The organism is Burkholderia sp. NLJ2, assembly GCF_049487195.1.
Lineage (GTDB): Bacteria > Pseudomonadota > Gammaproteobacteria > Burkholderiales > Burkholderiaceae > Burkholderia > Burkholderia pyrrocinia.
Genome location: NZ_CP137810.1, coordinates 116,508 through 139,781, shown reverse-complemented (window position 1 = coordinate 139,781; position 23,274 = coordinate 116,508). Strand labels below are relative to the sequence as shown.

Annotated in this window: 23 protein-coding genes; 8 read left to right on the top strand and 15 right to left on the bottom strand. The window is 66.2% G+C overall.

Annotation, left to right across the window (positions count from 1 at the left end):
* Positions 1-5: 5 nt before the first annotated feature.
* A complete protein-coding gene (locus tag R9B84_RS22950) occupies positions 6-770 on the bottom strand; it encodes an SDR family oxidoreductase (protein WP_423762386.1) in 765 nt (254 codons plus the stop codon).
* Positions 771-1,433: 663 nt separating this feature from the next.
* Between R9B84_RS22950 and R9B84_RS22945 the strand changes: the two genes are divergently transcribed.
* From R9B84_RS22945 to R9B84_RS22935, 3 genes are all read left to right on the top strand, one after another.
* Positions 1,434-1,724: a DUF3331 domain-containing protein gene (locus R9B84_RS22945; RefSeq protein ID WP_423762385.1), complete on the top strand. Its 291-nt coding sequence runs from the start codon at positions 1,434-1,436 to the stop codon at positions 1,722-1,724.
* Between the two features lie 138 nt (positions 1,725-1,862).
* Positions 1,863-2,849 carry an oxidoreductase gene (locus R9B84_RS22940; protein WP_423762384.1) on the top strand — a complete coding sequence of 329 codons (987 nt, stop codon included), beginning with the start codon at positions 1,863-1,865 and terminating at the stop codon, positions 2,847-2,849.
* Between the two features lie 214 nt (positions 2,850-3,063).
* Positions 3,064-3,366, top strand: coding sequence for a DUF4148 domain-containing protein (locus R9B84_RS22935; protein WP_047902558.1), 303 nt, complete (start codon positions 3,064-3,066; stop codon positions 3,364-3,366).
* 199 nt (positions 3,367-3,565) lie between these two features.
* On the opposite strand, the gene R9B84_RS22930 is transcribed toward R9B84_RS22935, so the two are convergent.
* The 6 genes from R9B84_RS22930 to R9B84_RS22905 form a co-directional block, all read right to left on the bottom strand.
* The gene (locus tag R9B84_RS22930; protein WP_423762383.1) at positions 3,566-4,762 is read right to left on the bottom strand and encodes a TauD/TfdA family dioxygenase; all 1,197 of its coding nucleotides are present in this window, start codon (positions 4,760-4,762) and stop codon (positions 3,566-3,568) included.
* 22 nt (positions 4,763-4,784) lie between these two features.
* The gene (locus tag R9B84_RS22925) at positions 4,785-5,777 is read right to left on the bottom strand and encodes an alpha/beta hydrolase (protein WP_423762382.1); all 993 of its coding nucleotides are present in this window, start codon (positions 5,775-5,777) and stop codon (positions 4,785-4,787) included.
* 29 nt (positions 5,778-5,806) lie between these two features.
* Positions 5,807-6,295, bottom strand: a complete 489-nt coding sequence (locus R9B84_RS22920) for a thioesterase family protein (protein WP_423762381.1) — start codon at positions 6,293-6,295, stop codon at positions 5,807-5,809.
* A 10-nt stretch (positions 6,296-6,305) separates the two neighbouring features.
* Positions 6,306-7,271 carry an L-carnitine dehydrogenase gene (locus R9B84_RS22915; protein WP_047902554.1) on the bottom strand — a complete coding sequence of 322 codons (966 nt, stop codon included), beginning with the start codon at positions 7,269-7,271 and terminating at the stop codon, positions 6,306-6,308.
* Positions 7,272-7,355: 84 nt separating this feature from the next.
* The gene (locus R9B84_RS22910) at positions 7,356-8,285 is read right to left on the bottom strand and encodes a 3-keto-5-aminohexanoate cleavage protein (RefSeq protein WP_423762380.1); all 930 of its coding nucleotides are present in this window, start codon (positions 8,283-8,285) and stop codon (positions 7,356-7,358) included.
* 79 nt (positions 8,286-8,364) lie between these two features.
* Positions 8,365-9,318 (bottom strand): choline ABC transporter substrate-binding protein, encoded by a 954-nt coding sequence (locus tag R9B84_RS22905; RefSeq protein ID WP_423762379.1) that lies wholly within the window; start codon positions 9,316-9,318, stop codon positions 8,365-8,367.
* A 713-nt stretch (positions 9,319-10,031) separates the two neighbouring features.
* On the opposite strand from R9B84_RS22905, the gene R9B84_RS22900 reads away from it, so the two are divergent.
* Positions 10,032-11,612: an isocitrate lyase gene (locus tag R9B84_RS22900; protein WP_423763558.1), complete on the top strand. Its 1,581-nt coding sequence runs from the start codon at positions 10,032-10,034 to the stop codon at positions 11,610-11,612.
* Between the two features lie 6 nt (positions 11,613-11,618).
* Here the strand turns inward: R9B84_RS22900 and R9B84_RS22895 are convergent, their stop codons facing one another.
* From R9B84_RS22895 to R9B84_RS22860, 8 genes are all read right to left on the bottom strand, one after another.
* Complete coding sequence (locus tag R9B84_RS22895) at positions 11,619-11,813, bottom strand: hypothetical protein (RefSeq protein WP_423762378.1); 195 nt, start codon at positions 11,811-11,813, stop codon at positions 11,619-11,621.
* Positions 11,814-11,926: 113 nt separating this feature from the next.
* Positions 11,927-13,432, bottom strand: a complete 1,506-nt coding sequence (locus tag R9B84_RS22890) for an aldehyde dehydrogenase family protein (RefSeq protein WP_423762377.1) — start codon at positions 13,430-13,432, stop codon at positions 11,927-11,929.
* A 33-nt stretch (positions 13,433-13,465) separates the two neighbouring features.
* Entirely contained in the window at positions 13,466-13,981 is a 516-nt protein-coding gene (locus tag R9B84_RS22885) for a c-type cytochrome (RefSeq protein ID WP_423762376.1), read from the bottom strand.
* A gap of 32 nt (positions 13,982-14,013) precedes the next feature.
* Positions 14,014-14,514 (bottom strand): c-type cytochrome, encoded by a 501-nt coding sequence (locus tag R9B84_RS22880; RefSeq protein ID WP_423762375.1) that lies wholly within the window; start codon positions 14,512-14,514, stop codon positions 14,014-14,016.
* Positions 14,511-15,059 carry a methylamine dehydrogenase light chain gene (locus R9B84_RS22875; RefSeq protein ID WP_423762374.1) on the bottom strand — a complete coding sequence of 183 codons (549 nt, stop codon included), beginning with the start codon at positions 15,057-15,059 and terminating at the stop codon, positions 14,511-14,513. Before R9B84_RS22875 ends, R9B84_RS22880 begins: the two co-directional genes overlap by 4 nt.
* Positions 15,060-15,098: 39 nt before the next feature.
* Positions 15,099-15,725, bottom strand: coding sequence for a methylamine dehydrogenase accessory protein MauD (gene mauD, locus R9B84_RS22870; RefSeq protein WP_423762373.1), 627 nt, complete (start codon positions 15,723-15,725; stop codon positions 15,099-15,101).
* Complete coding sequence (locus R9B84_RS22865) at positions 15,722-16,276, bottom strand: MauE/DoxX family redox-associated membrane protein (protein WP_423762372.1); 555 nt, start codon at positions 16,274-16,276, stop codon at positions 15,722-15,724. The genes mauD and R9B84_RS22865 overlap by 4 nt, the downstream gene beginning before the upstream one ends.
* Before the next feature lie 7 nt (positions 16,277-16,283).
* On the bottom strand, positions 16,284-17,441 hold the full coding sequence (locus R9B84_RS22860) for an amine dehydrogenase large subunit (protein WP_423762371.1): 1,158 nt from the start codon (positions 17,439-17,441) through the stop codon (positions 16,284-16,286).
* 262 nt (positions 17,442-17,703) lie between these two features.
* Between R9B84_RS22860 and R9B84_RS22855 the strand changes: the two genes are divergently transcribed.
* The 4 genes from R9B84_RS22855 (at position 17,704) to R9B84_RS22840 (ending at position 23,228) form a co-directional block, all read left to right on the top strand.
* A complete protein-coding gene (locus R9B84_RS22855; RefSeq protein WP_423763557.1) occupies positions 17,704-18,648 on the top strand; it encodes a helix-turn-helix domain-containing protein in 945 nt (314 codons plus the stop codon).
* 127 nt (positions 18,649-18,775) lie between these two features.
* On the top strand, positions 18,776-19,720 hold the full coding sequence (locus R9B84_RS22850) for a GlxA family transcriptional regulator (protein ID WP_111018779.1): 945 nt from the start codon (positions 18,776-18,778) through the stop codon (positions 19,718-19,720).
* Between the two features lie 477 nt (positions 19,721-20,197).
* Entirely contained in the window at positions 20,198-21,910 is a 1,713-nt protein-coding gene (locus R9B84_RS22845; RefSeq protein ID WP_423762370.1) for a peptidase, read from the top strand.
* A 79-nt stretch (positions 21,911-21,989) separates the two neighbouring features.
* Positions 21,990-23,228: a M20/M25/M40 family metallo-hydrolase gene (locus R9B84_RS22840; protein WP_423762369.1), complete on the top strand. Its 1,239-nt coding sequence runs from the start codon at positions 21,990-21,992 to the stop codon at positions 23,226-23,228.
* Positions 23,229-23,274: the final 46 nt, after the last annotated feature.

The window sequence follows — 23,274 nt, the reverse complement described above, 5'->3', positions numbered from 1 at the left end:
CGCGGTCAGTTTGACCAGCCGCCGTCGATCAGGTGAATCGCGCCGGTGGTAAATGCCGACTCGTCGGATGCCAGATAGGTTGCCAGCGCGGCGATCTCGTCCGCCGTACCGACGCGCCCCATCGGCTGGCGCGCGACAAAGGCGGCGCGCACCGCGTCGATGGTCGTGTTCTGCGTCAGTGCCTGCTCGGCAATACGGGCCTCAAGCGAAGGCGACTCGACCGTGCCGGGGCAGACCGCGTTGCAACGAATGCCTTGGCCGACGAAATCGGCGGCCACCGCCTTGGTCAGGCCGATCACGGCCGCCTTGGTCGTGCCGTACACGAAGCGGTTCGGCACGCCCTTCACGCTCGACGCGGCCGACGCCATGTTGATGATCGACGCGCCGCCCGCTTCGAGCATCGCGGGCAGCAGCGCGCGGATCAGCCGGTACATCGACGTGACGTTCAGGTTCAGCGAGAACGCCCACGCGTCGTCGTCGCAGTCGAGGATCGAGCCGTGATGCACGTAGCCGGCGCAGTTGAACAGCACGTCGAACGCGCGTTCGCTCGCGGCGAGCGCGGCGACGTCCTGCGCGTCGGTGACGTCGAGCCGCCGCGTGGTCAGCCGGCCGCCCGCGCGTTCCGCGTCGGCTTCGAGCCGCGCGAGCGCGGCTTCGTTGATGTCGGTCGCCAGCACGTCGGCGCCCTCGCTTGCGAACCGCAGCGCGGTCGCGCGGCCGATGCCCTGCCCGGCCGCCGTCACCAGCGCACGCTTGCCCTGCAATCTCATGAGTACCTCTCCCGGAAAAGCCGGCCGCCAGACGGCCGATTGGCACAAAGGACTAAAGGTCCAACCAATCATAGGGAGTGATCGCCCGTTTGTCACGAATTTGGGATTCAGTATTTACCCAGGCAGGTAAATCCGGCGGGTGGACAAAAATCCGGCGCTCGCCTGGCCCCGGCAGCACGTTTGGGGATTCGCGCAAACCCAATGCCGGCGGGCCTCTCGGCCGGTTTTCCGCGCACGCCCGGCACGGCGGCCACGCCAAACTGACGAAAAAGTCATGTTCGCGTCAGGGTCTCAACGGGATGCACGCGCGATCATGCATTGCCGGACCGCGCTTCCGGTACATCGCCTCACCGCCCGCGTTCGATCCCCGCGGGCACTCCGTCCCCCGGCGATGTACTCCGTGACTGGGCGAGCAGACACGGCGCGCGGGCCGATTTTCCGCCCCGGACTTTCCGTCCGGGGCGTTTTTGTCCATGGATCCCAAGAAAATAAGCCTGGATTGTTTCTAAATCGGCAAAAGGTAATTTGAGCCAGACAGGATGTTTTTTCCGGTCACAGACGCTTACATTTAGCGCACCACTCATGGAAACCGCTACGGATTCGCCATCGGGTAGTGACATCCACTGCCACGGCCGAAACCGCACGAGCTTTAGGAAACGGCAAATGAAGGCCTCCACATCCCTGCCTGCGCTCGATCCCGCCGACGTCCACGTCGAAATCCTCGAACGTTCCGATACGCTGCTCGTCGTCCGCTGGGTCGAACCCGGCCGCTGTCACTACGGTGAACAGCGCTGGCGCCGCCGCTTCGCGCAACGCACGGGCACCTGCGCACTGTCGCGCCAGGTCATCCACCGCGGCGACGAAGTCTTCCGCCCGGCCGAACGCCCGGCGCCCGCGAATGCGGCCGCGATGATCTCCGCCGCCGAAGTGCTCGGCCTCGCCGGGGGCAGGTAAACCTCCTCGCCGCGCGCCGGCCCTAGAAGTACCGGTCTAATTCCCCCGCTTGCCTGCCACGCCTGCCCGCACTATCGTTACACCACTCAATGTAACGATTAGGTGCACGGCCGACCGGTCGCGCCGATGGAGGCTGACATGCATGCATGGAGCGCGCGCCACGTACCGGCGCAGGGCGGCAAGGTCGCGGTCGTGACCGGCGCCAACAGCGGCCTCGGCTGGCAGCTCGCGGAAACGCTGGCCGCGAAAGGCGCGACCGTCGTGATGGGCTGCCGCGACGCCACGCGCGCCGTGCAGGCCGCCGATGCGATCCGCCGGCTCCATCCCGATGCACGCGTCGAAGTCGACGCGCTCGACCTCGCCGATCTCGCGTCGATCGAACGCTTCGCGGCCGACGTCTCCGAACGCCACGGGCGCGTCGACATCCTCTGCAACAACGCCGGCGTGATGTTCCTGCCGCTGCGGCGCACGCACGACGGCTTCGAGATGCAGTTCGGCACCAACCACCTCGGCCATTTCGCGCTGACCGGCCATTTGCTGCCTGCATTGCGCGCCGCCCGACGGGCGCGCGTCGTGACGATGTCGAGCGGCTTCAACCGCGGCGGCCGGATTCGCGTCGACGACTTGCGCGCCGAGCATCGCTACAACCGTTATCTCGCCTATTGCGACAGCAAGCTCGCGAACCTCGTGTTCGCGATCGAACTGCAGCGCCGCTTCGAGCGCGCCGCGTTCGCCGGGATCAGCGTCGCCGCGCATCCCGGCTATGCGGCCACCAATCTGCAGTTCGCGGGCCCGACGATGGACAGCTCGCCCGCCCGCGCCGCGCTGATGCGTGCCGCGAACCGTTATCTCGCGCAGCCGGCCGACCAGGGCGCGCTGCCCGCGATCCACGCGGCGACCTCGCCCGATCTCGCGGGCGGCGCGTACATCGGGCCGTCCGGCTGGTTCGAATCGCGCGGGCTGCCGGCGCCCGCGAGCGTGCCGCGCGCAGCACGCGACGTGGCTTCGGGGGCGCTGTTGTGGGAAGCATCGGAAGCCGCGACCGGCGTGCGGTTCCTCAGCTCGGGCGCGCCGGCCGGGCGCTCGCCGGGCCGGCCGTTCGACACGGCGGCCCAGGCGCGCTGAACCGCGCGCCGCCATTCGCAATATTCTTCACACTTATTACATCAACCGAAAAGAAAGCCGGTTGAAAGACTGATTCGGCGCATCATTGTTACCGCTCAGAAAACAATTTATCGTCAAAATCAGCGTTTACCCTCAACCATCCGGTGACTAAGATTGGGTCAATCGCTTAAGACATGGTGTCGACAGCGAACTCAATAAAACACCGGAGGTCATCATGAAATCGCTCGTTTCCGCAGTCGTTGCCGCTGTCGCCCTGTCCGCTTCGTTTGGCGCATTCGCCCAAAGCACCGTGACCCGCGCGCAAGTGAAGAACGAACTGGTCCAGCTCGAACAAGCCGGCTACAAGCCGGGCGTGTCGAGCCCGTACTACCCGAACGACATCCAGAGCGCCGAAGCGCGCGTTCATGGCGCCGACGCCAGCGGCTACGGCGCGCAACCGGCTCCGCTCGTCCACTCGGGCGCCCCGGTTGCCGCAGCGTCGTCGAACGCACGCGACTCGATCTTCTTCGGCCAGTAAGCCGATGCGCCCCCGGCGGGCGCCGCGCGTCGCGCGATGAAGCAAGGAAAAGACGAGTCTCCTTTGCGGGGCTCGTCTTTTTTATGAAACGCATACCTCCGCCGCCCGGCAGCGGGTGGCTTCGCCCGGGCGCTTGGCGTCCGGGTGCTTTTTCGCCTGCGACGCAGGCGTGTATGCGCGAAGAAGCCGTGTGCGCCGGTCAGCGCGCCGCGGCTGCGGCAGGCACCGACCGGGACAACACGCGCCACCGCGACAGCAGTTCGTCGCGATCGACGTAGCAGCCCTGCAGATGCCGGCGGCCCGTCGACGGATCGAACTCGGTACGCGCATGCAATACGCGCCGGTTGTCGAATGCCCACATGTCGCCCGCCCGCAGCCGGCGCTGCACGCGAAAACGCGGCTCGCGCGCGAGCGCGAGAAACCGCCGGTACGCGCGATAGACGGCCGCGACCGATCCGGCCGGCGCATCGAGCGGCCCGCGCAGGAAATTCGCGACGCGCACCTCGGTCACGTTGCCGCGCGCATCGAGCCCGATCACCGGCGCCGAACAGCGGTAATCGCTGTTCGCACTCTTGTTCCAGAACTCGAACGGCGTCGACGCAAGTTGCTCGAAATCGGCCGGATGCTCGCGACGCAGCGCGTCCGCGAGCGCGAAGCCGTCGAGGAATACGCTGTCACCGCCTGTCGCGTCGTTCGCGAGGCAATGCAGGAACTGCACGCCGGGCTGCAGCTCGCGCGTCGGCAGATCCGTGTGCGGCGGCAGGTTGAGCGACGTATACGCATTGCTGTCCGGACGCGGCTTCGATTCGACGTCGAACAGCACGCCGAAATTGCTTTCGCGGATCAGGCCGACGCGGCGCGCGATCTCGTCGACGCGGCCACGCTCGGCCGGCACGCCTTCGACGAGCGTCAACCCGGTGCGCTGCAACGCGGCGAGCCACGCGAGCAATGCGCCGTCGTCCTCCATCACGTCGCGCCACGCGAACACGCCGATCGCCGACGCATCGTCGCCGGCCCACACGTGCCGCCCGTGCGCGGCCTGGCGCTCCGCGCGCGACGCGTCGTCGTACGCATGCGCGCGCAACCAGCCCGGCGACCACGCGCTGCGATGCCCGTCGTTCCACTCGACATGCAGCGCGCCGTCGGTTTCGACGTGCACGGTGAGCGCCGACAGGTCCTCGCGTGCATCCGCAATCTCGAACACCTGTTCGCGTGTGACCGCATGCACGCACGCGGAACACGCGCAGTTGTCGCGCAGCCAGTCGAAGTGGAACGGCGATCGTCGCGTGTCGCTCCACTCGACGTCCACCGCTCCGTCGCCGATCGCTACCGCTGTAATGGCCGCGTCGGCCGAAAACGTCCGCCAGTCCTCGATACGGTGTTGCGCTGCCTGCATCGTTGCCTCCCGGAAACGCCCGCTACGCGTGTGGTGCGAGCAGAAACCCGCCGATCGTCCGGTGCATCCGTGCCGCCTGCGGGCTCGTCCCGAGCGCGCGCCAGCAGCCGTGCACCAGCCCCTCTCCCATCCAGTAGTGCGCAGCCCCGCCTGCCGCGCGAATCCGTTCGACATACACGCGCGCATCGTCGCGCAGCGGATCGTGTTCCGCGCCGATCGCGAGCACGGGCGGCAGGCCGTCGAAACGCGAAGCGGCGAGCGGCACCGACGCGCGCAGCAGCGGGTTGCCGTCCAGCTGTGCATCGGACAGGGTGCCATTCAACTGGCCGTCCAACTGGCCGTCCAACTGGCCGTCCCAGTACAGCGCGCGATAGCGATGAACGTCGTCGAGCGTCAGCATCGGCGCGTGCGCTTCCGTTTCGCGCGCGGGCGATTGCGGTTCGAACCCGAGCATCGGATAGACAAGCGCGATGCCGTCGATGCCGCCTTCGCCCGCATCGCGCAGCGCAGTCGCGACGGCCGCCGCGAGCATGCCGCCCGCGCTGTCGCCCGCAAGCGTCAGCGGATGCGCACACGGCCCGAACGGCCAGCGCGCATCGCGCGCGGCACGCGTGACCGCGAGGCAATCGTCAAGCGCGGCCGGTGCGCGGTGTTCAGGCGCGAGCCGGTAGTCGACCGCGATCACGTCGAGCCCCGTGTCGGCCGCCAGTTGCGCGGTGATCAGCGCATGACTGTCGAGCGAGCCGACGACGAAGCCGCCGCCATGAAAAAACAGCACCGTGCCGCGCGGCGTACCGTGCGCGGCCGTGTAACGCCGCAGCGCGATTGCGCGTCCGTCCGGTGCGTGCCACACGGCATCCTGCTGCACAATGCCGGCCGGCAGCGCGGCCGGCGTCCATTCGGCCGCGAAGCGGTCGTAGAGGCGGCGCTGCTCGTCGGGCGAGCGCGCCGCCGCATCGGCCGGATACCACGCGTCGACGGCTGCGACGAACGCCGCGATTTCCGGTTCGAGCATCGTGTGCGCTCCGCGATTGAAGATTGACGCTACCGGCGCGGCGGCAGCCCGATCACGCGGCCTGCATAAGCAGGCGCCGCGCAATCGCGCTGCAACGCATGAAGCTCTGTGACGCGCGCGGCGACGTCTTCGTCGAACGGCGCCGACTTCGCGCCGTCGCGCGTATCGACGTGCAGCAGCATCTGCTCGCTCGCCGATACCGCGTCGTCGTGCCCATCCGCGAACAGTTCGAGATACAGGTGCAGCCGCTTCGCGTCGTGCGCAAGCACACGCGCATCGACGCGCACCTGCGTACCCTCCTTGATCTCGTGCAGGTAGTTCACGTGCGCTTCGAGCGTGTAGACCGAGCGGCCCCGCTCGCGACGCGCGGCGTCGTCGAGGCCGATGCGATCCAGCAACGCATCGGTCGCGAAGCTGAAGATCAGCAGGTAGAACGCATCGCGCAGGTGGCCGTTGTAGTCGACCCATTCGGGCCGCACCACGTCGCGGTAAATCGTCAGCGGGGTATCGCCCGTCATCGCCTGTCCTTTAGTCCTCGAATCGCATCCCGTGCCGCGCCTTCACTGCGGCGATCGACTTCAGCACCTCGGTGATGCACTCGTCGCGATAGCGTTCGAGTTCCTTGATGCTGCGCGTGCCCTGCTGTTCGGTCGTGCCTTCGACGACGCTGTCGATCAGCGCGTCGGTCAGCGTCGGCGCGACCAGCTTCGTCCACGGCAGTTCGAGCGCGGGGCCGAACTGCTGCATGAAGTGTCGCATGCCCGCGTCGCCGCCGGCCAGCGTGTAGGTCAGGAACGTACCCATGAACGACCAGCGGATGCCCGCGCCGAAGCGGATCGCGTCGTCGATCTCGCCGGTCGTCGCAACACCTTCGTTGACCAGGTGCAGCGCCTCGCGCCACAGCGCTTCGAGCAGCCGATCCGCGATGAAGCCCGGCACTTCCTTGCGCACATGCAGCGGCCGCATGCCGAGCTTGCGGTAGATCGCCATCGCCGCCTCGACCGCTTCCGGCGACGTGCGCTCGCCGCCGAGCACCTCGACGAGCGGCAGCAGGTAGACCGGATTGAACGGATGGCCGACCACGCAGCGCTCCGGATGCGTCGCACGCGCGTAGAAATCCGTCGGCAGCAACCCGGACGTCGACGACGCGATGATCGCGTCGGGTTTCGCCGCGCGGCTGATCTGCTCGTGCAGTTCGAGCTTCAGCGCCTCGCGCTCGGGCGCGCTTTCCTGGATGAAATCCGCATCGGCGACGCACGCTTCGATCGTCGACACGAAACGCAGCCGCGCAGGATCGGCGCCCGGCGCGAGGCCGACGCGTTCGAGCGCGGGCCATGCGTTCGCGACGTTCGCGCGCAGCCGTTCTTCCGCGCCCGGTGCGGGGTCCCATACGACCACGTCGAGACCATGCGCGAGCGCGCGGGAAATCCACCCGCTGCCGATCACGCCGGTGCCGATGGCGGCGAACGTCTTGATGTCGGTCTTCACAGCCATGTCAACGCATCCTTCGAATCAGGGGAAATCGGTGGGCGGCCACGCTCGTGCGCGCCGCCGTTTCGTATCGGTCAGGGAAATAACTCACGCGAATTCGGCGATCGCGCGGCGTTCGAGCGGACGCTCGCCGCGTGCGGGCAAGCCGAGCTTGCGGCGGCCCTCGGCCGGCGTCAGCACGCGGCCGCCGAGCCGTTCGACGATCTCGCGGGCGCGCTCGACGAGCGTGCCGTTGGTCGCGTGTACGCCGCGGTCGAGCCAGATGTTGTCTTCGAGGCCGACGCGCACGTGGCCGCCGAGCAGCATCGCCTGCGCGACCATCGGCATCTGCATGCGGCCGATCCCGAAGCCGGCCCAGTGCGCGCCCGGCGGCAGGTTGTCGACCATCGCCTTCATCGTGCCCGTATCGGCCGGCGCGCCCCACGGAATGCCGAGGCAGAGCTGGAACAGCGGCGGATCGTCGAGCAGCCCTTCCTTCAGCAACTGCTTCGCGAACCACAGATGGCCCGTGTCGAAAATCTCCAGCTCCGGCTTCACGCCGAGTTCCTGGATGCGCTTCGCGCCGGCGCGCAATTGCGCGGGCGTCGACACATAGATGTAGTCGCCGTCGCCGAAATTCAGCGTGCCGCAGTCGAGCGTGCAGATCTCGGGCAGCAGTTCCTCGACGTGCGCGAGCCGCGTGAGGCCGCCGACGAGATCGGTGCCCTTGCCGAAACGCATCGGATCCTCGCCGGAGCCGATCTCGAGATCGCCGCCCATGCCGGCCGTCAGGTTGATGATCACGTCGACGTCGGCCGAGCGGATGCGATCGACCACTTCGCGGTACAGGTTCGGGTCGCGGCTGCCGCGCCCGGTGTGCGGATCGCGCACGTGGCAGTGCGCGACGGTGGCGCCGGCCTTCGCGGCTTCGATCGCGGCGGCTGCGATCTCCTTCGGCGTGACCGGAATCGCCGGATGCTTGCCGACGGTATCGCCCGCGCCAGTGACGGCGCAGGTGATGATGACTTCATGGTTCATGCTGTTTGCCTCGCTTGACTCTGGTTATTTCGCATTGCTGATATTCATTCGGTGCGCGTGTCGTTCAGCGCACGGGCCATTACAGGCCGAGATACGCCTTTACAGCGGGCAAGCCATCCTTGCCGTCGAACGTCTTGACGCCGGCGAGCCACGGATCGAGCACCTGCGGGTTCTTCTTCAGGTAGGCCTTCGCGGCGTCGGCCGGCTTCGTCTTGTTCATCACCGACTGCATCAGCTGGTTCTCGAGCTGCGTCGAGAAGCGCAGGTTCGTGACGAGCTTGCCCGCGTTCGGGCAGCGCGCGATGAAGTCGGGCGCCGTCAGCGTGTACACGCGCGCTTCGCCGTAGTTCGGGCCGAACGACGCGTCGCCGCCGGACAGGTAGTTCATGCTGAGCTGGATGTTCATCGGATGCGGTTCCCAACCCAGGAACACGACCCACTTCTTCTCGCGGATCGCGCGCTCGACCGTCACCAGCATCCCGGCCTCGCTCGATTCGACGAGCTTGAAGCCGCCGAGCCCGTACTGGTTCGTGTCGATCATCTTCTGGATCGTCGCGTTCGCGCTGCTGCCCGGCTCGATCCCGTAGATCTTGCCGTCGAGTTCCGCGCGGTGTTTCGCGATGTCCTCGAAGGTTTTCAGGCCGGCCTGGTATTCGTAGCTCGGCACCGCGAGCGTCGCCTTCGCGCCCGACAGGTTCGGCGTGTCGACGACGTTGATCGACTTGCTGTCGAGGAACGGCTGGAGCTGCTTCTGCTGCACGGGCCACCAGTAGCCGAGCGATACGTCGAGCTGCTTGCTCTTCAGGCCGGCGAACGAGATCGGCACCGACGCGATCGTCGTGGTCGGCTTGTAGCCGAGCGCCTCGAACACGGTCGACGCGAGCGCCGTGGTCGACGTGATGTCGGTCCAGCCGATATCCGCGAAACGCACGGTGCGGCAGGTCGCGGCTTCCGTTTCGGCCAGCGCCGCGTTCGTGAACGCGCCGCTCGCCAGCACGGCCGCGACAAGCGCGGCGATCTTGGTCGATTTCATGGTTCGGTTCCTCCCGGTGGGACTCGTGGCAGCCGGTGCGCGGGGTGTGCGCCGGCCTGCATCGTGGGAGTAAAAGTAACGAGCCATATTGGCCGCGAGAAGACCGGCGGCGACCTGTTCTTGACTATTTGCGACTATGAGTGGAAACCACTAGGGTTTTGTAGAGGCTTGATGGGCGGGGTTTTCGCGTGTGTTTTGGATAAAACGGGCTTGTCCACATGCGGCGCGAGGCTTTCGACTCCATCGGGAGGGGGCGGGATGCCGATATGGCTTCGAGCTCGGGGCGCTGGAGCCGCACGGATGAATTGGCCGGGTCGGCCTGGCAGCTTCCGCAGCGTGATGGATCGCTCGCGGGAAAGTCGTCCGTTCGTTCGTCAAAACAGGCGGCTACACACTCATCCCGCCAGCCGTCGTTGCTCGAACCGTCGTGCTTGCCCTTCCTCCAGCAGCCGAAAGAACATTTCACATTGCGAAACTCGCCGCGAATTCCCTCAGCATCCCTTTTTCGCCGCTTGAAAACTTGTTTTGCATCGCAAAAATCGCTGCGTATCTCATTGAAAAACAACAGAAATTTATGTCTTATGTCTTATATAAGACATCGCCAAAAGCGCATCGAGCGGCGTTACTATTCAGTCATGCAGTTCGCTTCTTCGGCAGACGGGGCGACATGCCGAACCCTCTACTCAAACGCGCTTTGTTCCCAGGAGATTGACATGGCCCAGTACCAAGACGACATCAAGGCAGTTGCCGGTTTGAAAGAAAACCACGGCAGCGCGTGGAATGCCATCAGCCCCGAGTACGCCGCCCGCATGCGTGCGCAGAACAAGTTCAAGACCGGTCTGGACATCGCCAAGTACACGGCAAAAATCATGCGCGCCGACATGGCCGCCTACGATGCCGACCCGGCGAAGTACACGCAGTCGCTGGGTTGCTGGCACGGCTTCATCGGCCAGCAGAAGATGATCTCGATCAAGAAGCACTTCAACAGCACCGAACGCCGCTACCTTTACCTGTCCGGCTGGATGGTGGCCGCGCTGCGCTCCGAGTTCGGCCCGCTGCCGGACCAGTCGATGCACGAAAAAACCTCCGTCAGCGCGCTGATCCGCGAGCTGTACACGTTCCTGCGCCAGGCCGACGCCCGTGAACTGGGCGGCCTGTTCCGCGAGCTCGATGCCGCCGAAGGCGCCGCGAAGGCCGCCATCCAGGCAAAAATCGACAACCACGTCACGCACGTCGTGCCGATCATCGCCGACATCGACGCAGGCTTCGGCAACGCGGAAGCAACGTACCTGCTGGCCAAGCAGTTCATCGAAGCGGGCGCATGCTGCATCCAGATCGAAAACCAGGTGTCCGACGAGAAGCAGTGCGGCCACCAGGACGGCAAGGTCACCGTGCCGCACGAGGACTTCCTCGCGAAGATCCGCGCGATCCGCTACGCGTTCCTGGAACTGGGCGTGGACGACGGCATCATCGTGGCCCGTACCGACTCGCTGGGCGCCGGCCTGACCAAGCAGATCGCCGTGACCAGCACGCCGGGCGACCTGGGCGACCAATACAACTCGTTCCTCGATTGCGAAGAACTGTCGGCCGACCAACTGGGCAACGGTGACGTCATCATCAAGCGCGACGGCAAGCTGCTGCGTCCGAAGCGCCTGCCGAGCAACCTGTTCCAGTTCCGCGCCGGCACGGGCGAAGCACGCTGCGTGCTGGATTGCGTCACCGCACTGCAAAACGGCGCCGACCTGCTGTGGATCGAAACCGAAAAACCGCATATCGCACAGATCGGCGGCATGGTCAGCGAGATTCGCAAGGTCATCCCGAACGCGAAGCTGGTGTACAACAACAGCCCGTCGTTCAACTGGACGCTGAATTTCCGCCAGCAGGTGTATGACGCGCTGAAGGCCGAGGGCAAGGATGTGTCGGCATACGACCGCGCGCAGCTGATGAGCGTGGAATACGATCAGACCGAACTGGCGACGCTCGCAGACGAAAAGATCCGGACGTTCCAGGCCGACGCATCGCGCGAAGCGGGTATCTTCCACCACCTGATCACGCTGCCGACGTACCACACCGCCGCGCTGTCGACCGACAACCTGGCCAAGGAGTACTTCGGCGACCAGGGCATGCTGGGTTATGTGGCCGGCGTGCAGCGCAAGGAAATCCGTCAGGGCATCGCCTGCGTGAAGCACCAGAACATGTCCGGCTCGGACATCGGCGACGACCACAAGGAATATTTCAGCGGCGAAGCGGCGCTGAAGGCGGCGGGTAAGGACAACACGATGAACCAGTTCTGATACCGGTCATACCCGAAGCGAAACGCCAGCCCATCCGGGCTGGCGTTTTTTTTCGGGCAGTCCGGCCTCGGCGGAACCCGCCTTCGCCACGCTCCTGTCCTGCCTGCGGGTCGTTGCCGCCAGCATCAGCGTGGCGTTGCGGCAGGTACTCAACGCATGCGCGCCCTGCGTGACGCCGAGCGGCGTCGCCTGATCCTTCATCGATCGTCCTCCCTGATGCGTCGTATCCGTGTCGCAACCATGTGCCGGAGCCCGAACGCGCCGGCAGGTTGGCGCGAGCGTTGCCGGCGCCCCGGCCACGCTCGCATCCGCGCTCACGCGTAGTTCATCATCACCGACTTGCTTTCCGTGTACTGGTCGATCACCGCACGACCGAGTTCGCGGCCGAAACCCGACTGCTTCATCCCGCCGAACGGCATCGCGTTGTCGAGCAGCGAATGGCAGTTGACCCACACCGTGCCGGCCGCAATACGCGGGATCAGCTTGTGAATCGCGGAAAGATCGTTCGACCAGATGCTCGCGCCGAGACCATACGGTGTGTCGTTCGCGAGTTGCACGGCCGTGTCGACATCGTCGAACGGCATCGCGACGAGCACCGGCCCGAAGATCTCCTCGCGCACGACGCGCATCGCCTGCGTCGTATCGACCAGCACGGTCGGCTCGACGAAGAAGCCGGGGCCGTCGATCGCGCGGCCGCCCGCGGCAGCGCGTGCGCCTTCTCCGAATCCCGAGTCGATATAACCGCACACGCGCTCGCGCTGCTTCGCCGACACGAGCGGGCCGATCTGCGTCGACGGGTCCATCCCCGGGCCGATCTTCAGGCTCGCGGCGATCTTCGCGACGCGCTCGATCACACCGTCGAACACCTTCGCATGGATGTACGCGCGCGAACCGGCCGTGCACACCTGCCCCTGGTTGAAGAAGATCGCATTCGCGACGCCCAGCGCGGCCTTGTCGAGATCGACGTCGGGCAGCACGATCACCGGCGACTTGCCGCCGAGTTCGAGCGACATCCGCGTCATGTTGTCGAGCGCCGCGTGACCGATCGTCTTGCCCGTTTGCGTCGAGCCCGTGAACGCGATCTTGTCGATGCGCGGATCGCGCGACAATGCGGCGCCTGCCGTGTGACCGTAGCCGGTGACGATATTGACGACACCGTCCGGGAAGCCGGCCTGCTGAATCAGCTCGCACAGGCGCAGTGCGCTCAGCGGCGTATCTTCGGCGGGCTTCAGCACGATCGTGCAACCGGTCGCAAGCGCCGGAGCGATCTTCCACGCCGCCATCAACAGCGGGAAATTCCACGGAATGATCGCGCCGACCACGCCGACGGGCTCCTTGCGCGTATAGGTGAAAACTTCGCTGTCCGGCATAGTCGGCATGCCCGCATCGATCACGCTGCCTTCGATCTTCGTCGCCCAGCCGGCCATGTAGCGGAAGCACTGCGCGGCCATCGCGACGTCGAGCCCCTGCGCCACCATCACCGGCTTGCCGTTGTCGAGCGATTCGATTTCGGCAAGCTCGCGCGCATTGGCTTCGATCAGGTCGGCGAGCACGAGCAGCAGGCGCTCGCGGTCGGTGGTCTTCGCGGTACGCCACGGCCCTGCATCGAATGCGCGCCGCGCGGCGGCGACTGCCTGTTGCACGTCGCGTTCGTCCGCTTCGGGCACGCGTGCGATCACGGTGCCGTCGGCCGGGTTCACGACGTCGATCTGCCGGCCCGACGCGGCGTCGGTCCATTCCGCGCCGATCAGCATCTTCTTCGGCTTCGCGAGAAACGCGCGTGTTGCGTCGAGCAACGGAAATGTTTCGTTCGTCTCCATGTTCATTCTTCCTCGATTTCTTGAATGGGTCGGTCAGTAGCGATCCGTCACGCCGTCGATCCCGCGTTCCTGCAACGCGCGGACGAGGCCGGCGCGCACGGTCGCGACGTCGGAAAAAGCAGGACGGCGGTGCACGGCGACTTCGGCGGCCGTATAAGGCTTGAAGTCGCGCGGCAGCGCATCGCGGTTCATCGTCGTGAGCACCCAGTTGAGTACGTCGGCCAGATCCTGATCCGACAGCGCCGAGTTCGACGCGCCGGGCACGCGCATCACGTATTCGCGCCCGGCTGGCAGATGCGTGAAATAGCCGAGCGAGTTCGCGAGCGGCGGCACCTTGCCGGGAATGCCGCCGCCCGTCGCCGTGTGGCAACCCATGCAGTTGACCACCCAGTGCTGCCGCGCAAGCGATGCATCGGCCGCACCGTCGGCATGCGCTGGCGTTGCGGCCAGGCATGCAACTGCGCCGGCAAGCAGCAACAGCGACGACAGACGGTGCGACAGGCCACCGGTCCGCGATGCCGCCTTCGACGTGCGCCGTGCGCGCCGCATCGGCTCGCCAACGCGCGATGCACAGGCGACGTTCACAGGCCCAGCCCCGTGATCACCACGGCGCGTTGCGCATGAACGGCCGTGCCGTCCATCTCCTTCGCGCGCGCCGTACGGATATCGGCCGCCGTGAACGGCTTCGCGTTGCCGTGCTGCGCATTCAGGTCGAACACGACGTAGTTGAGCACGTGCGCGATATCGTCATCGCTCGCGCTCGCAAACGACGGCATCTTGAAGTTGTAGCTTTTGTCGTGCACCTTGATCTCGCCGAACATCCCGTGCAGCAGCGTCGCGACCAGTTGCGCACGCCCGGCTTCGGCCGCCGCGTACTTGCCCGGATACTCGGTCAGCGGCGGCGCGAGGCCATCCTGCCCCTTGCCGCCCGCCTGGTGGCACACCGCGCACTGCGCGTCGAACAGGCTCTTGCCGGCCGGGTAATGCACGGCCTGCTGCGCGCCCGCGATGCCCGGCAACGCGATTGCCGCGGCGGTCGCCACGCACGCGACGACGATTTTTCCCGCTTGCTTCACTTTCATTGCTTCGCCGCTCCGAGCAGAACCGAAACCGAACAGTGGTAATTCGAATTACCGTTCGCCATGCACCAGTTGATGTCGTTGTTCAACGACAGCTTGTACAGCGGCTTCTCGCGCTCGTTGCGATTGCAAAAGCACTTGCCGCACGACGTCTTTCCGCAGCAATCGTTGTACGACACGATGTAGTCCGAACCGTCGTGCGGGTTGCGGCACGTGCCGATCCACGTGATCGGCGAAGGCGTCGTGCCCGGCGGGCAACTGCTCGACGTGCCGCCGCAGCAGCTGCACAGCCAGCCGTCGATCGCGCAGTATTTCCAGTAGTCGCAGCTCATCGGATCGTCGCTGGCCGCCGATGCGGCCGCACCACCGGACGCAGCGGATGCGGCCGACGCCGCATCGGCCGCATACGCGGTGCGATCGACGGGCAGCAGCGGCAGCATCGCCGATCCCACCAGCACCTTGCCGAGCTTCGCCATCGCGCTGCGCCGCGAACTGTGCTGCGCGACGCCGCGCGCCGATCGCTCGAACCATGAATCAAACAGGCCCATGTCGTTGTTCTCCAATGACGTTGAAAGAGGTTCGGCCGGTCATGCGTGCTGCGCGTGGGCGTCGTGGCTGTGATCGCCATGCACGAACTGCTGCAGCGACGCGACGCCGCGCTCCATCGCCTCGAACAGGCTCTCGAGATGCTCGCGCGTGTTGACGAGCCCCTTCGCGCGCACCGTGCCGGTTTCGTCGAGCAGCACCGCATACGGCAGCTTGCCGATCTGGTACGCGAGACCGAGCTCCTGCGACAGCACGTACGGGAAGCACCCGAGGTCGTGCTTCTGCGCGAAACGCGCGTGCTCGTCGACATCGCCGTCGCTCGCGAGCACGATGTTCACCGGCGTCGATTCGCTCGCCTGCAACGACGGCAGCAGCGGCAGCAGCTTCTTGCAGACCGGGCACGTCGGCGACAGGAAGAACAGCAGCGTCGCCTTGCCCGACGCGTCGATGCCGCCGACCTTCACCTGCGAGCCGCGAATGTCGGTCAGCTCGAACGTCGGTGCGATCGCGCCGACCGCGGGCCCCTTGTCGATCATCAGCGCGCCGGCCGGCATGATGCGTTCGTACAGGATGCCGATCTGGCGCACCAGCGCGAGGCAGATCGCGCCGAGCGCGAGAACGGCAACCCACAGCAGTGCGGTGGAAACGGTGAGAGCGGTTTGCATCATGAATTCCTCAGATGGGAAAGGCGCGGTACGTTGGCGAGCAGCACGTCGACGGTGAGCAGCGCACAGACGGTCAGCAATACGGAGAAGAACAGCGTCAGGTAGTCGAACCACACGACCGCGCGCGCACCCGGTTCGACGAGCGCAGTCGCGGCCAGCGCGGCGAGCAGCAGCACGCGGCCGACATGCAGCCAGCCGATGCCACACGGCGCATCCGCGCGCGCAGCGGTGAAGCCGGAACAGCCGCAGTCGATGTCGGTGTGGCCGCGCAGCAGGTTGATTGCGAGCCCGGCGGCGAACACCACGAGCAACACGATCAGGCCGATCGCGCCGGCCACGCGCGTATCGGGAAACAGCAGCGCCGCGGCGCCGACGGCTTCCGCGAGCGGGATCGCGAACGCGACGGGCGCGGTGAGCGCGTCGGGCAGCAGCCGGTAACCGGCAAGCGCGTGGCGGAACGCGGTGGGCCGGCGCATCTTCGCGAAGGCGCCGAGCAGCACGACGACGGCCGCGCCGGCCTGCGCGCTGGTGGCGAGTACGGGATCGAGGGTCATCGCGGCCTCACGGGTTGACGAGCAGCGTCGACGTATTGCCGATCTGCTTCTCGACGTTGTGCAGCTTGCCGGTTTGCGCGTCCATCACGACGAGGTCGGACGTCGCCGTCAGCCCGTAGAACAGCGGCTTGTCGTCCTCGCTGACCTGGATCGACACGAGCGGATCGACCTTCTGCTGCGCGAGATCCCAGCGCGCGACACGTTGCTTCGATTTCAGGTCGACCACCCACACCTGCGTGCCCGGATCCTTGTGCGAGCCGTCGCCGCCCTTGTGCATCAGCACGTAGTAGCGGTTCTGCTTCGCCTGCACGGCCGTCTGCTGCATGCCGCCCGGGCGCCAGCCTTCGGCGCGCTCGGCGTCCGTCAGCAGCGGCCACGACTTGCCGAACGCCGGCTTGTCGCCGCTGAAATCGGCGCTGCGCACGTTGCCGCCGTACGTCGTGAACAGATAAGCGCCCTTGTACGGCGACGCGTTCACGAACGCCGGGTCCTTGTCAACGTCGATGAATGCATCCGACATCGTGCGCTTCGTTTCCTTGCCGTTCGCATCGAGCGTGACGGTCAGCGCCTTGCCGCTTTCGCACAGCGCAGTGAAACGGTCGTTCCCCGATGGATACGCGAGCACGCACGCGGCCGTGTCGATCTCCGACAGCACCTTCTTCGAGACGGCATCGATCACCGTCACCGACGCGGCCGGCGTGATGTTCGCGACGTACAGCCGCTTGCCGTCGGTGCTGAACGCGGTGTTGTACGGCGACGGCACATGCTGCCCGTGCTTCGGCGGGATCACGATCTCGCCCGCGTGATCGAGCGTCGTGTTGTCGGTCATCTCGACGACGTCGGTGCGCGTGCCGTGCGAGCCGCGCGAGAAGTAGGTCGTCGCGACGAAGCTCGTCTTGTGGTCGGGCGAAATCGCGAAGCCGGGGCCGAAACCGCCGTCGATCTGGCCGAGCAGTTTCTTCGCGTCGGCGTCGTACACGTAGATGCGCCCGTCGGTCATCGACGGCATCGAGATGTCGACGATATAGACCTCGTGCGGATGCCACGGCGGCATCTTCTGCACGACCAGCTCCTCGGGTTTTTCCGTCGCGTATGCGCTGCCGACCCATGCCGCCGCGAACGCCAGCGTCGCCGCGAGCGCCGCGGTTCGTCGCCTTGTCCTCATGTCGCCTCCAGTTGGGGATTCACTTGATGTGGGGCGACTGTAGTTCGACAAAAAATCCGGTCAGCACCCGGACCGGCAACGCGTGCGTGCCGATTCGGGATATTGGAAATGCGCGTGAAAGCCGCGTGCGGACGCGGCTTCCGACCCTCTGACGAATGCGCGCGGAATAGCGCTCGACCTTATTGCGCCGACCGCTCGGTCGGTTTAATCTTGCGCGGTCCTGCTCGACCCCACCGGAGGCGCTGTGTTCGTGTTTCACGAGATGTTCGACGACGCGGACCGGCATGCCGAGGCGTTGCGCGGCTGGAACCAGCGCTACGACCAGATCGGTCCGGGCGCGTATCGCAGTGCGGTCAAGCACGCGGTGCTCGACGGCATGCAGTTGTTCCAGGAAGCCGCGAACGTACGCATCATCCAGCGCGGACGGTTGCCGCCCGGTTACACGGTGTTCGGCATGCCGCTCACCGGCGCGGGTGCGTTCGCATTCGGCGGCGCGCGCATCGAACGCGGCACGATGGTGATAGCGCGCGGCGGTGCGCCGTTCGAACTGCATTCGCCGGACGACATGTCGCTGATCGGTGTCGTCGTCGATGCCGACCTGCTGCTGCAGGTCGAGGATGCGGCCGATGTCCGGCTCGACGCAGCGACGCTGCGGCGCGGCGTCGTCGACTTGCCGACGGCCGTGCTGATGCGCGCGAGCGTGCAGATCGCGACGCAACTCGAACGCGTGCTGTCCTCGCCCGACACGTTCGGCGACCCGCGCGCGCAACGCGAGCTGCGCGGCGATATCGGCAACGTGCTCGTCGATCTCCTCACGTACCGGATGCCCGAGCCGTCGAACCGGCTCACGCAAGCGTGCCGCGCCGACATCGTGCGCCGCGTGCACGACCATGTGATCGAGCACCCCGAGGCGCCTGTCGACATCCTGAGCCTTTGCGCGCAACTGCGCGTGAGCCGGCGCACGATGCAAAACAGCTTCCAGTCGGTCGTGCAGACCAGCCCGCTGAACTACGTGCGCTCGCTGCGCCTGTCGCAGGTGCGGCGAATGCTGCTCGACACGCGCCAGGCCGACCTGCCGATCAGCGACGCGGCCGCGCGCTGGGGCTTCATCCATCTCGGCCATTTCGCGAACGCGTACAAGGCGCAATTCGGCGAACTGCCGTCGACCACCGCGCGCCGGTCCGTGCGCAGCGCAAAAACGCGCTGAAGCCGGGCAAAACCCGCGATAATCTCCCGCTGACCGTTCGGCACCTGCGAGTCGGCCGCGGCGTGTGCCCGTCCGTCCGCAATCCCGAGCGATGTGCGACGACCACCGGATTCCATCCCCTGCCCCGATGCCCGAGGATTTCCACTTCCTGTTGCTGCCCGGCTTCTCCGCACTCGGCTTCATGTCCGCGGTCGAGCCGTTGCGCGTCGCGAACCGCTTCCGCACCGAGCTTTACCGCTGGCACGTGATCAGCGCCGACGGTGCGCCGGTCGCCGCGAGCAACGGCATTCCGGTCGCCGCCGAAGCCGCGTGCGCGGACGTCGCGCAGGTCGATACGGTGTTCGTCGTCGCGGGCTTCGATCCGCTCGTGTGCTACACGCGCGCGATCGGCGACTGGCTGCGCCGCCAGCACCGGCACGGTGCGACGCTCGGCGGCATCGATACGGGCAGCTTCGTGCTCGCGGAAGCCGGGCTGTTCGACGCGTCGCAACCGCTGACGCTGCACTGGGAAGCGCTGGCCGCGTTCCGCGAACGCTATCCGGGCCTGAACGCGACGCAGGAGCTGTTCGAGATCGACGACCGGCGCATCACGTGTGCGGGCGGCACAGCGTCGATCGACATGATGCTCGACCTGATCGGGCGCCGGCACGGTGCCGATCTCGCGGCGGCGATCTCCGAGCAGTTCGTCGTCAGCCGCATCCGGCAGCGCTCGGACAGCCAGCGGCTCGAGATCGCCGCGCGCTACGGCGTGCACAACCGCAAGCTGATCCAGGTGATCGGCACGATGCAGCGGCACATGGAAAACCCGCTCGGCTCCGATGCACTTGCGCAGGACGTATCGATCACGCGGCGCCAGCTCGAACGGCTGTTCAGCGCGACGCTGAACGACACGCCGACGCACTTCTACCTGAACCTGCGCCTCGATCGTGCTCGCGAACTGCTGCAGCAGACCGACATGAGCATCACGTCGGTGTGCGTCGCGTGCGGGTTCGAATCGCCGTCGCATTTCTCGCGCACGTATCGCGCACGGTTCGGCTTGAGCCCGCGCAGCGACCGTCGCGCAACACGCTGACCGTCGCGGGTTTTAATCACAATCCTGCGCGGAATTGCGCGTTCCGGCGGCGTTTCCCGTCGCTCGCTGAACAATGCCGGCGATTGATCGACGGACTGAAGCGACCGTCGAAAATAAATTGCAATGTCGCTGAAAATGTTCTGTAACATACCTCGCAATTAGATAGGCAGCCTAACGACACGAGAGGCTGGATTCGACGCACGTCGAACCGCGCAGGCTGCCGACCGATATCGATATCGATCCGAGGGGTATGACATGACGATGCTCGCTTCGCCGTCGCCGCACCTGCCTGCCGTTTGCTTCCCCACCCCTGCTCCCGCCTGTTTCTTTTCGACCTGACATTTAGGTTTCCTTAGTCAGTCGACGCTCCCAACACCGCTTCGCCGCACCGGTTCCATCGAACCGGCGCACGGGCCGTGTCGTGCCTGCGCGCCACGAGCGCGCGGGCGTGTCCAACCGTTGAGATGAGGATCACGTATGCAGACATCACGCAAAGCATTGCCGCTCGCCCTGGGTCTTGCGCTCGGTTTCGGCATCGTCGGTGGCGCCGCGGCCGATACGAAGGTCTCGAATCCGCAGGCAGCCAGCCTGCGCGAAAGCCTGACGCGCGGCGTCGCGCCGCCCGCAGCGAAAGCCGATACGGCTGCCGGGCAGTTCCGCGCGGACGGCGTCGCCGTCACGCTGTACAACCCCGCGTATCGCGTGAAGAAGGCCGCCGCGACGCCCGCCGCAACCGCGCGCGACTTCATCGCCTCGCAGGCCGCGCAGCTCGGGCTCGACGCGACCGCGCTCGCGAGCCTCGTCGTCACGTCGGAACGCAACGATGCCGACTTCACCATCGTGCGGCTGCAGCAGCAGGCCGCCGGGCTGCCCGTGTACGGCAGCGACATCGCGGTGACGGTCGCGAAGGACGGCCGCATCCTGTACGTCGCGAGCAACACGATCAACGGCGTGGTCGCGACGTCGCGCAAGTCGCAGGCCGTCGACCAGCAGCAGGCGCTCGATCGTGCCCGCGCGTATCTCGGCGTGAGCGGTTTCACGAATCTCGACGCGCAGCTCGTCGCGTTCGTCGACAAGGCCGGCACGCACACCGCATGGAAGGTGCGCGGCCGCCCGCAGGACGGCCCGAAAGGCGACTGGGAACTGCTGATCGACTCGGGCAGCGGCGAAGTGCTGCGCGCCGAGGACAAGGCGTTCTATGCGACCGACGGCACGGGCTTCGTGTTCCGCCCGGATCCGCTTTCGCCGACCAAGAGCAGCTACGGCAGCACCGGCTACAAGGACAACAACGACGCCGATTCGACCCAGCTCACGGCCGCACGCGTGCGCGTGACGCTGAAGGATCTCGGGCAGTCGGGCGGGCGCTACGCGCTGTCCGGTCCGTATGCGGTCTGCGTCGACTTCGACGCACCGCTCGACAAAGCGTGCCCGCTGCAGTCGACGCCCGCGTTCGAGTTCACGCGCGGCAACCTGTATTTCGAGGCCGTTAACGTGTACTACCACATCGACACGTTCCTGCGCTACGTGAACCAGACGCTCGGCATCAAGGCGCTGCCGTACCAGTACACGGGCGGCGTGCAGTACGACCCGCACGGCGAATCGGGCGACGACAACTCGTCGTACTCGTCGAGCAGCGGCCGGCTGACCTTCGGGCAAGGCGGCGTCGACGATGCGGAAGATGCGGACGTCGTGATCCACGAACTCGGCCACGGCATCCACGACTGGGTGACCAACGGCGGCCTGTCGCAACAGGAAGGTCTTTCGGAAGGCACCGGCGACTATCTCGCCGCCGCTTACAGCCGCGACTTCAACCAGTGGAGCCCGACCGACGCGCAGTATCACTGGGTCTACAACTGGGACGGCCACAACGAATACTGGGGCGGCCGCGTGACCAACTGGAACGTCGGGCGCACCTATGCACAGGCGCGTGGTGCGGAAATCCATACGGCCGGCCAGTACTGGGCATCGTGCAACCTCGTCGCGCGCGACGCGATCGGCGCGCAGGCGATGGACAAGGCATTCCTGAAAGGCCTGTCGATGACCAACAGCTCGACCAACCAGAAGGCCGCCGCGCAGGCCGTGCTGACGGCCGCCTCCGCGCTCGGCTACAGCAACGCGCAACTCACGGCGATCGGCAATGCGTACAACAAGAGCTGCACGTACGGCGTGACCGTGCCGCAGAAGTCGTAATTCCGCAGCAGGCGGGGGCGCATCGCACGACCTGCGGCGCGCCCTCCTCCTCGACATCGTTACCCTCGCGAGATCGAACATGCCTACTCTGAAACTGACTCATCTGAGCGCCGCGCTGGGCGGCATGCTGTTGACCGCCGCCGCGCATGCGGCCCCCGTCTGGATCACGCTCGGCGATGCGGCGTTCCGCCAGCTTCAACGCATCGATGCGAGCGCAACCACGCAATACAGCACAACGGTCGATGCCGGCAAGACGGCCGACGGCGCCGCGCGCCGCGAAACGGTTCACGTCGTCGAGATCGACGATTCACGACTCGGCGAACTGGCCCATGCCGTCCACCACACGCGCGGCCACGGGCCCGGTTATGTCGTGCACGACTCGTTCGACGAAGCGCGCCAGGCGCTTCAGCCGTTGCCGGCAACGCTCGCGAAGCAGGCCGCGGCACCTGCATACAAGGTGTCGAACGCCCCGCAGATCGGCACCTGGATCCAGCAGTTGCAGGCTAGCAACATCGTCGGCACGATCACGTCGCTGTCCGGCTTCACGAACCGCTACTACACGACGTCGCACGGCGTTGCCGCGTCGGACTGGCTCGCGCTGCAGTGGAAGCAACTGGCGGGATCGCGCGCCGACATTAGCGTCGAGCAGTTCGCGCACGCAGGCTTTCCGCAAAAATCCGTGATCCTGACGATTCGCGGCAGCGATCCGGCCGCCGGCACCGTCGTGCTGGGCGGCCACCTCGATTCGACCGTCGGCCGCACGACGGAGAACACGCGCTCGCCTGGTGCGGACGACGACGCATCGGGCATCGCGAGCCTCACCGAAGCGCTGCGCGTGCTGCTCGCGAACAACTACCGGCCGAAGCGGACGATCAAGTTTGTCGGATACGCGGCCGAGGAAGCCGGCCTGCTCGGCTCGAAGGCGATCGCGAAGCAGTTCCGCGCGCAGAACGCGAACGTGGTCGGCGTGCTGCAGCTCGACATGACGAACTACAAGGGCGATCCGAAGGATATCTACCTGATCACCGACTACACGAACGCATCGCAGAACACCTACCTGACGAACCTGGCGAAGACCTACCTGCCGGAACTCGCGATCGGCACGTCGCAGTGCGGGTATGCGTGCTCGGATCATGCATCGTGGAATGCGCAGGGCTATCCGGCGTCGTTCCCGTTCGAGGCCGACCAGAACGACAGCCCGTATATCCATACCGTGAATGACACGCTGGAGAACTCGGATCGTCAGGCGAATCATGCGCTGAAGTTCGGGAAGCTGGCACTGGCCTATGCGGTCGATCTTGGCGGGGTGGCTCCGTAGCCGTGAAGCCTTGACGGCGCGCGGCCAGGTCGTTCGACTGTCCGCC

Bases quoted from the DNA above. Each gene is read 5' to 3' on its own strand.
- R9B84_RS22950 (WP_423762386.1), bottom strand. From the start codon at position 770: ATGAGATTGCAGGGCAAGCGTGCGCTGGTGACGGCGGCCGGGCAGGGC.
- R9B84_RS22945 (WP_423762385.1), top strand. From the start codon at position 1,434: ATGAAGGCCTCCACATCCCTGCCTGCGCTCGATCCCGCCGACGTCCAC.
- R9B84_RS22940 (WP_423762384.1), top strand. From the start codon at position 1,863: ATGCATGCATGGAGCGCGCGCCACGTACCGGCGCAGGGCGGCAAGGTC.
- R9B84_RS22935 (WP_047902558.1), top strand. From the start codon at position 3,064: ATGAAATCGCTCGTTTCCGCAGTCGTTGCCGCTGTCGCCCTGTCCGCT.
- R9B84_RS22930 (WP_423762383.1), bottom strand. From the start codon at position 4,762: ATGCAGGCAGCGCAACACCGTATCGAGGACTGGCGGACGTTTTCGGCC.
- R9B84_RS22925 (WP_423762382.1), bottom strand. From the start codon at position 5,777: ATGCTCGAACCGGAAATCGCGGCGTTCGTCGCAGCCGTCGACGCGTGG.
- R9B84_RS22920 (WP_423762381.1), bottom strand. From the start codon at position 6,295: ATGACGGGCGATACCCCGCTGACGATTTACCGCGACGTGGTGCGGCCC.
- R9B84_RS22915 (WP_047902554.1), bottom strand. From the start codon at position 7,271: ATGGCTGTGAAGACCGACATCAAGACGTTCGCCGCCATCGGCACCGGC.
- R9B84_RS22910 (WP_423762380.1), bottom strand. From the start codon at position 8,285: ATGAACCATGAAGTCATCATCACCTGCGCCGTCACTGGCGCGGGCGAT.
- R9B84_RS22905 (WP_423762379.1), bottom strand. From the start codon at position 9,318: ATGAAATCGACCAAGATCGCCGCGCTTGTCGCGGCCGTGCTGGCGAGC.
- R9B84_RS22900 (WP_423763558.1), top strand. From the start codon at position 10,032: ATGGCCCAGTACCAAGACGACATCAAGGCAGTTGCCGGTTTGAAAGAA.
- R9B84_RS22895 (WP_423762378.1), bottom strand. From the start codon at position 11,813: ATGAAGGATCAGGCGACGCCGCTCGGCGTCACGCAGGGCGCGCATGCG.
- R9B84_RS22890 (WP_423762377.1), bottom strand. From the start codon at position 13,432: ATGGAGACGAACGAAACATTTCCGTTGCTCGACGCAACACGCGCGTTT.
- R9B84_RS22885 (WP_423762376.1), bottom strand. From the start codon at position 13,981: ATGCGGCGCGCACGGCGCACGTCGAAGGCGGCATCGCGGACCGGTGGC.
- R9B84_RS22880 (WP_423762375.1), bottom strand. From the start codon at position 14,514: ATGAAAGTGAAGCAAGCGGGAAAAATCGTCGTCGCGTGCGTGGCGACC.
- R9B84_RS22875 (WP_423762374.1), bottom strand. From the start codon at position 15,059: ATGGGCCTGTTTGATTCATGGTTCGAGCGATCGGCGCGCGGCGTCGCG.
- mauD (WP_423762373.1), bottom strand. From the start codon at position 15,725: ATGATGCAAACCGCTCTCACCGTTTCCACCGCACTGCTGTGGGTTGCC.
- R9B84_RS22865 (WP_423762372.1), bottom strand. From the start codon at position 16,276: ATGACCCTCGATCCCGTACTCGCCACCAGCGCGCAGGCCGGCGCGGCC.
- R9B84_RS22860 (WP_423762371.1), bottom strand. From the start codon at position 17,441: ATGAGGACAAGGCGACGAACCGCGGCGCTCGCGGCGACGCTGGCGTTC.
- R9B84_RS22855 (WP_423763557.1), top strand. From the start codon at position 17,704: ATGTTCGACGACGCGGACCGGCATGCCGAGGCGTTGCGCGGCTGGAAC.
- R9B84_RS22850 (WP_111018779.1), top strand. From the start codon at position 18,776: ATGCCCGAGGATTTCCACTTCCTGTTGCTGCCCGGCTTCTCCGCACTC.
- R9B84_RS22845 (WP_423762370.1), top strand. From the start codon at position 20,198: ATGCAGACATCACGCAAAGCATTGCCGCTCGCCCTGGGTCTTGCGCTC.
- R9B84_RS22840 (WP_423762369.1), top strand. From the start codon at position 21,990: ATGCCTACTCTGAAACTGACTCATCTGAGCGCCGCGCTGGGCGGCATG.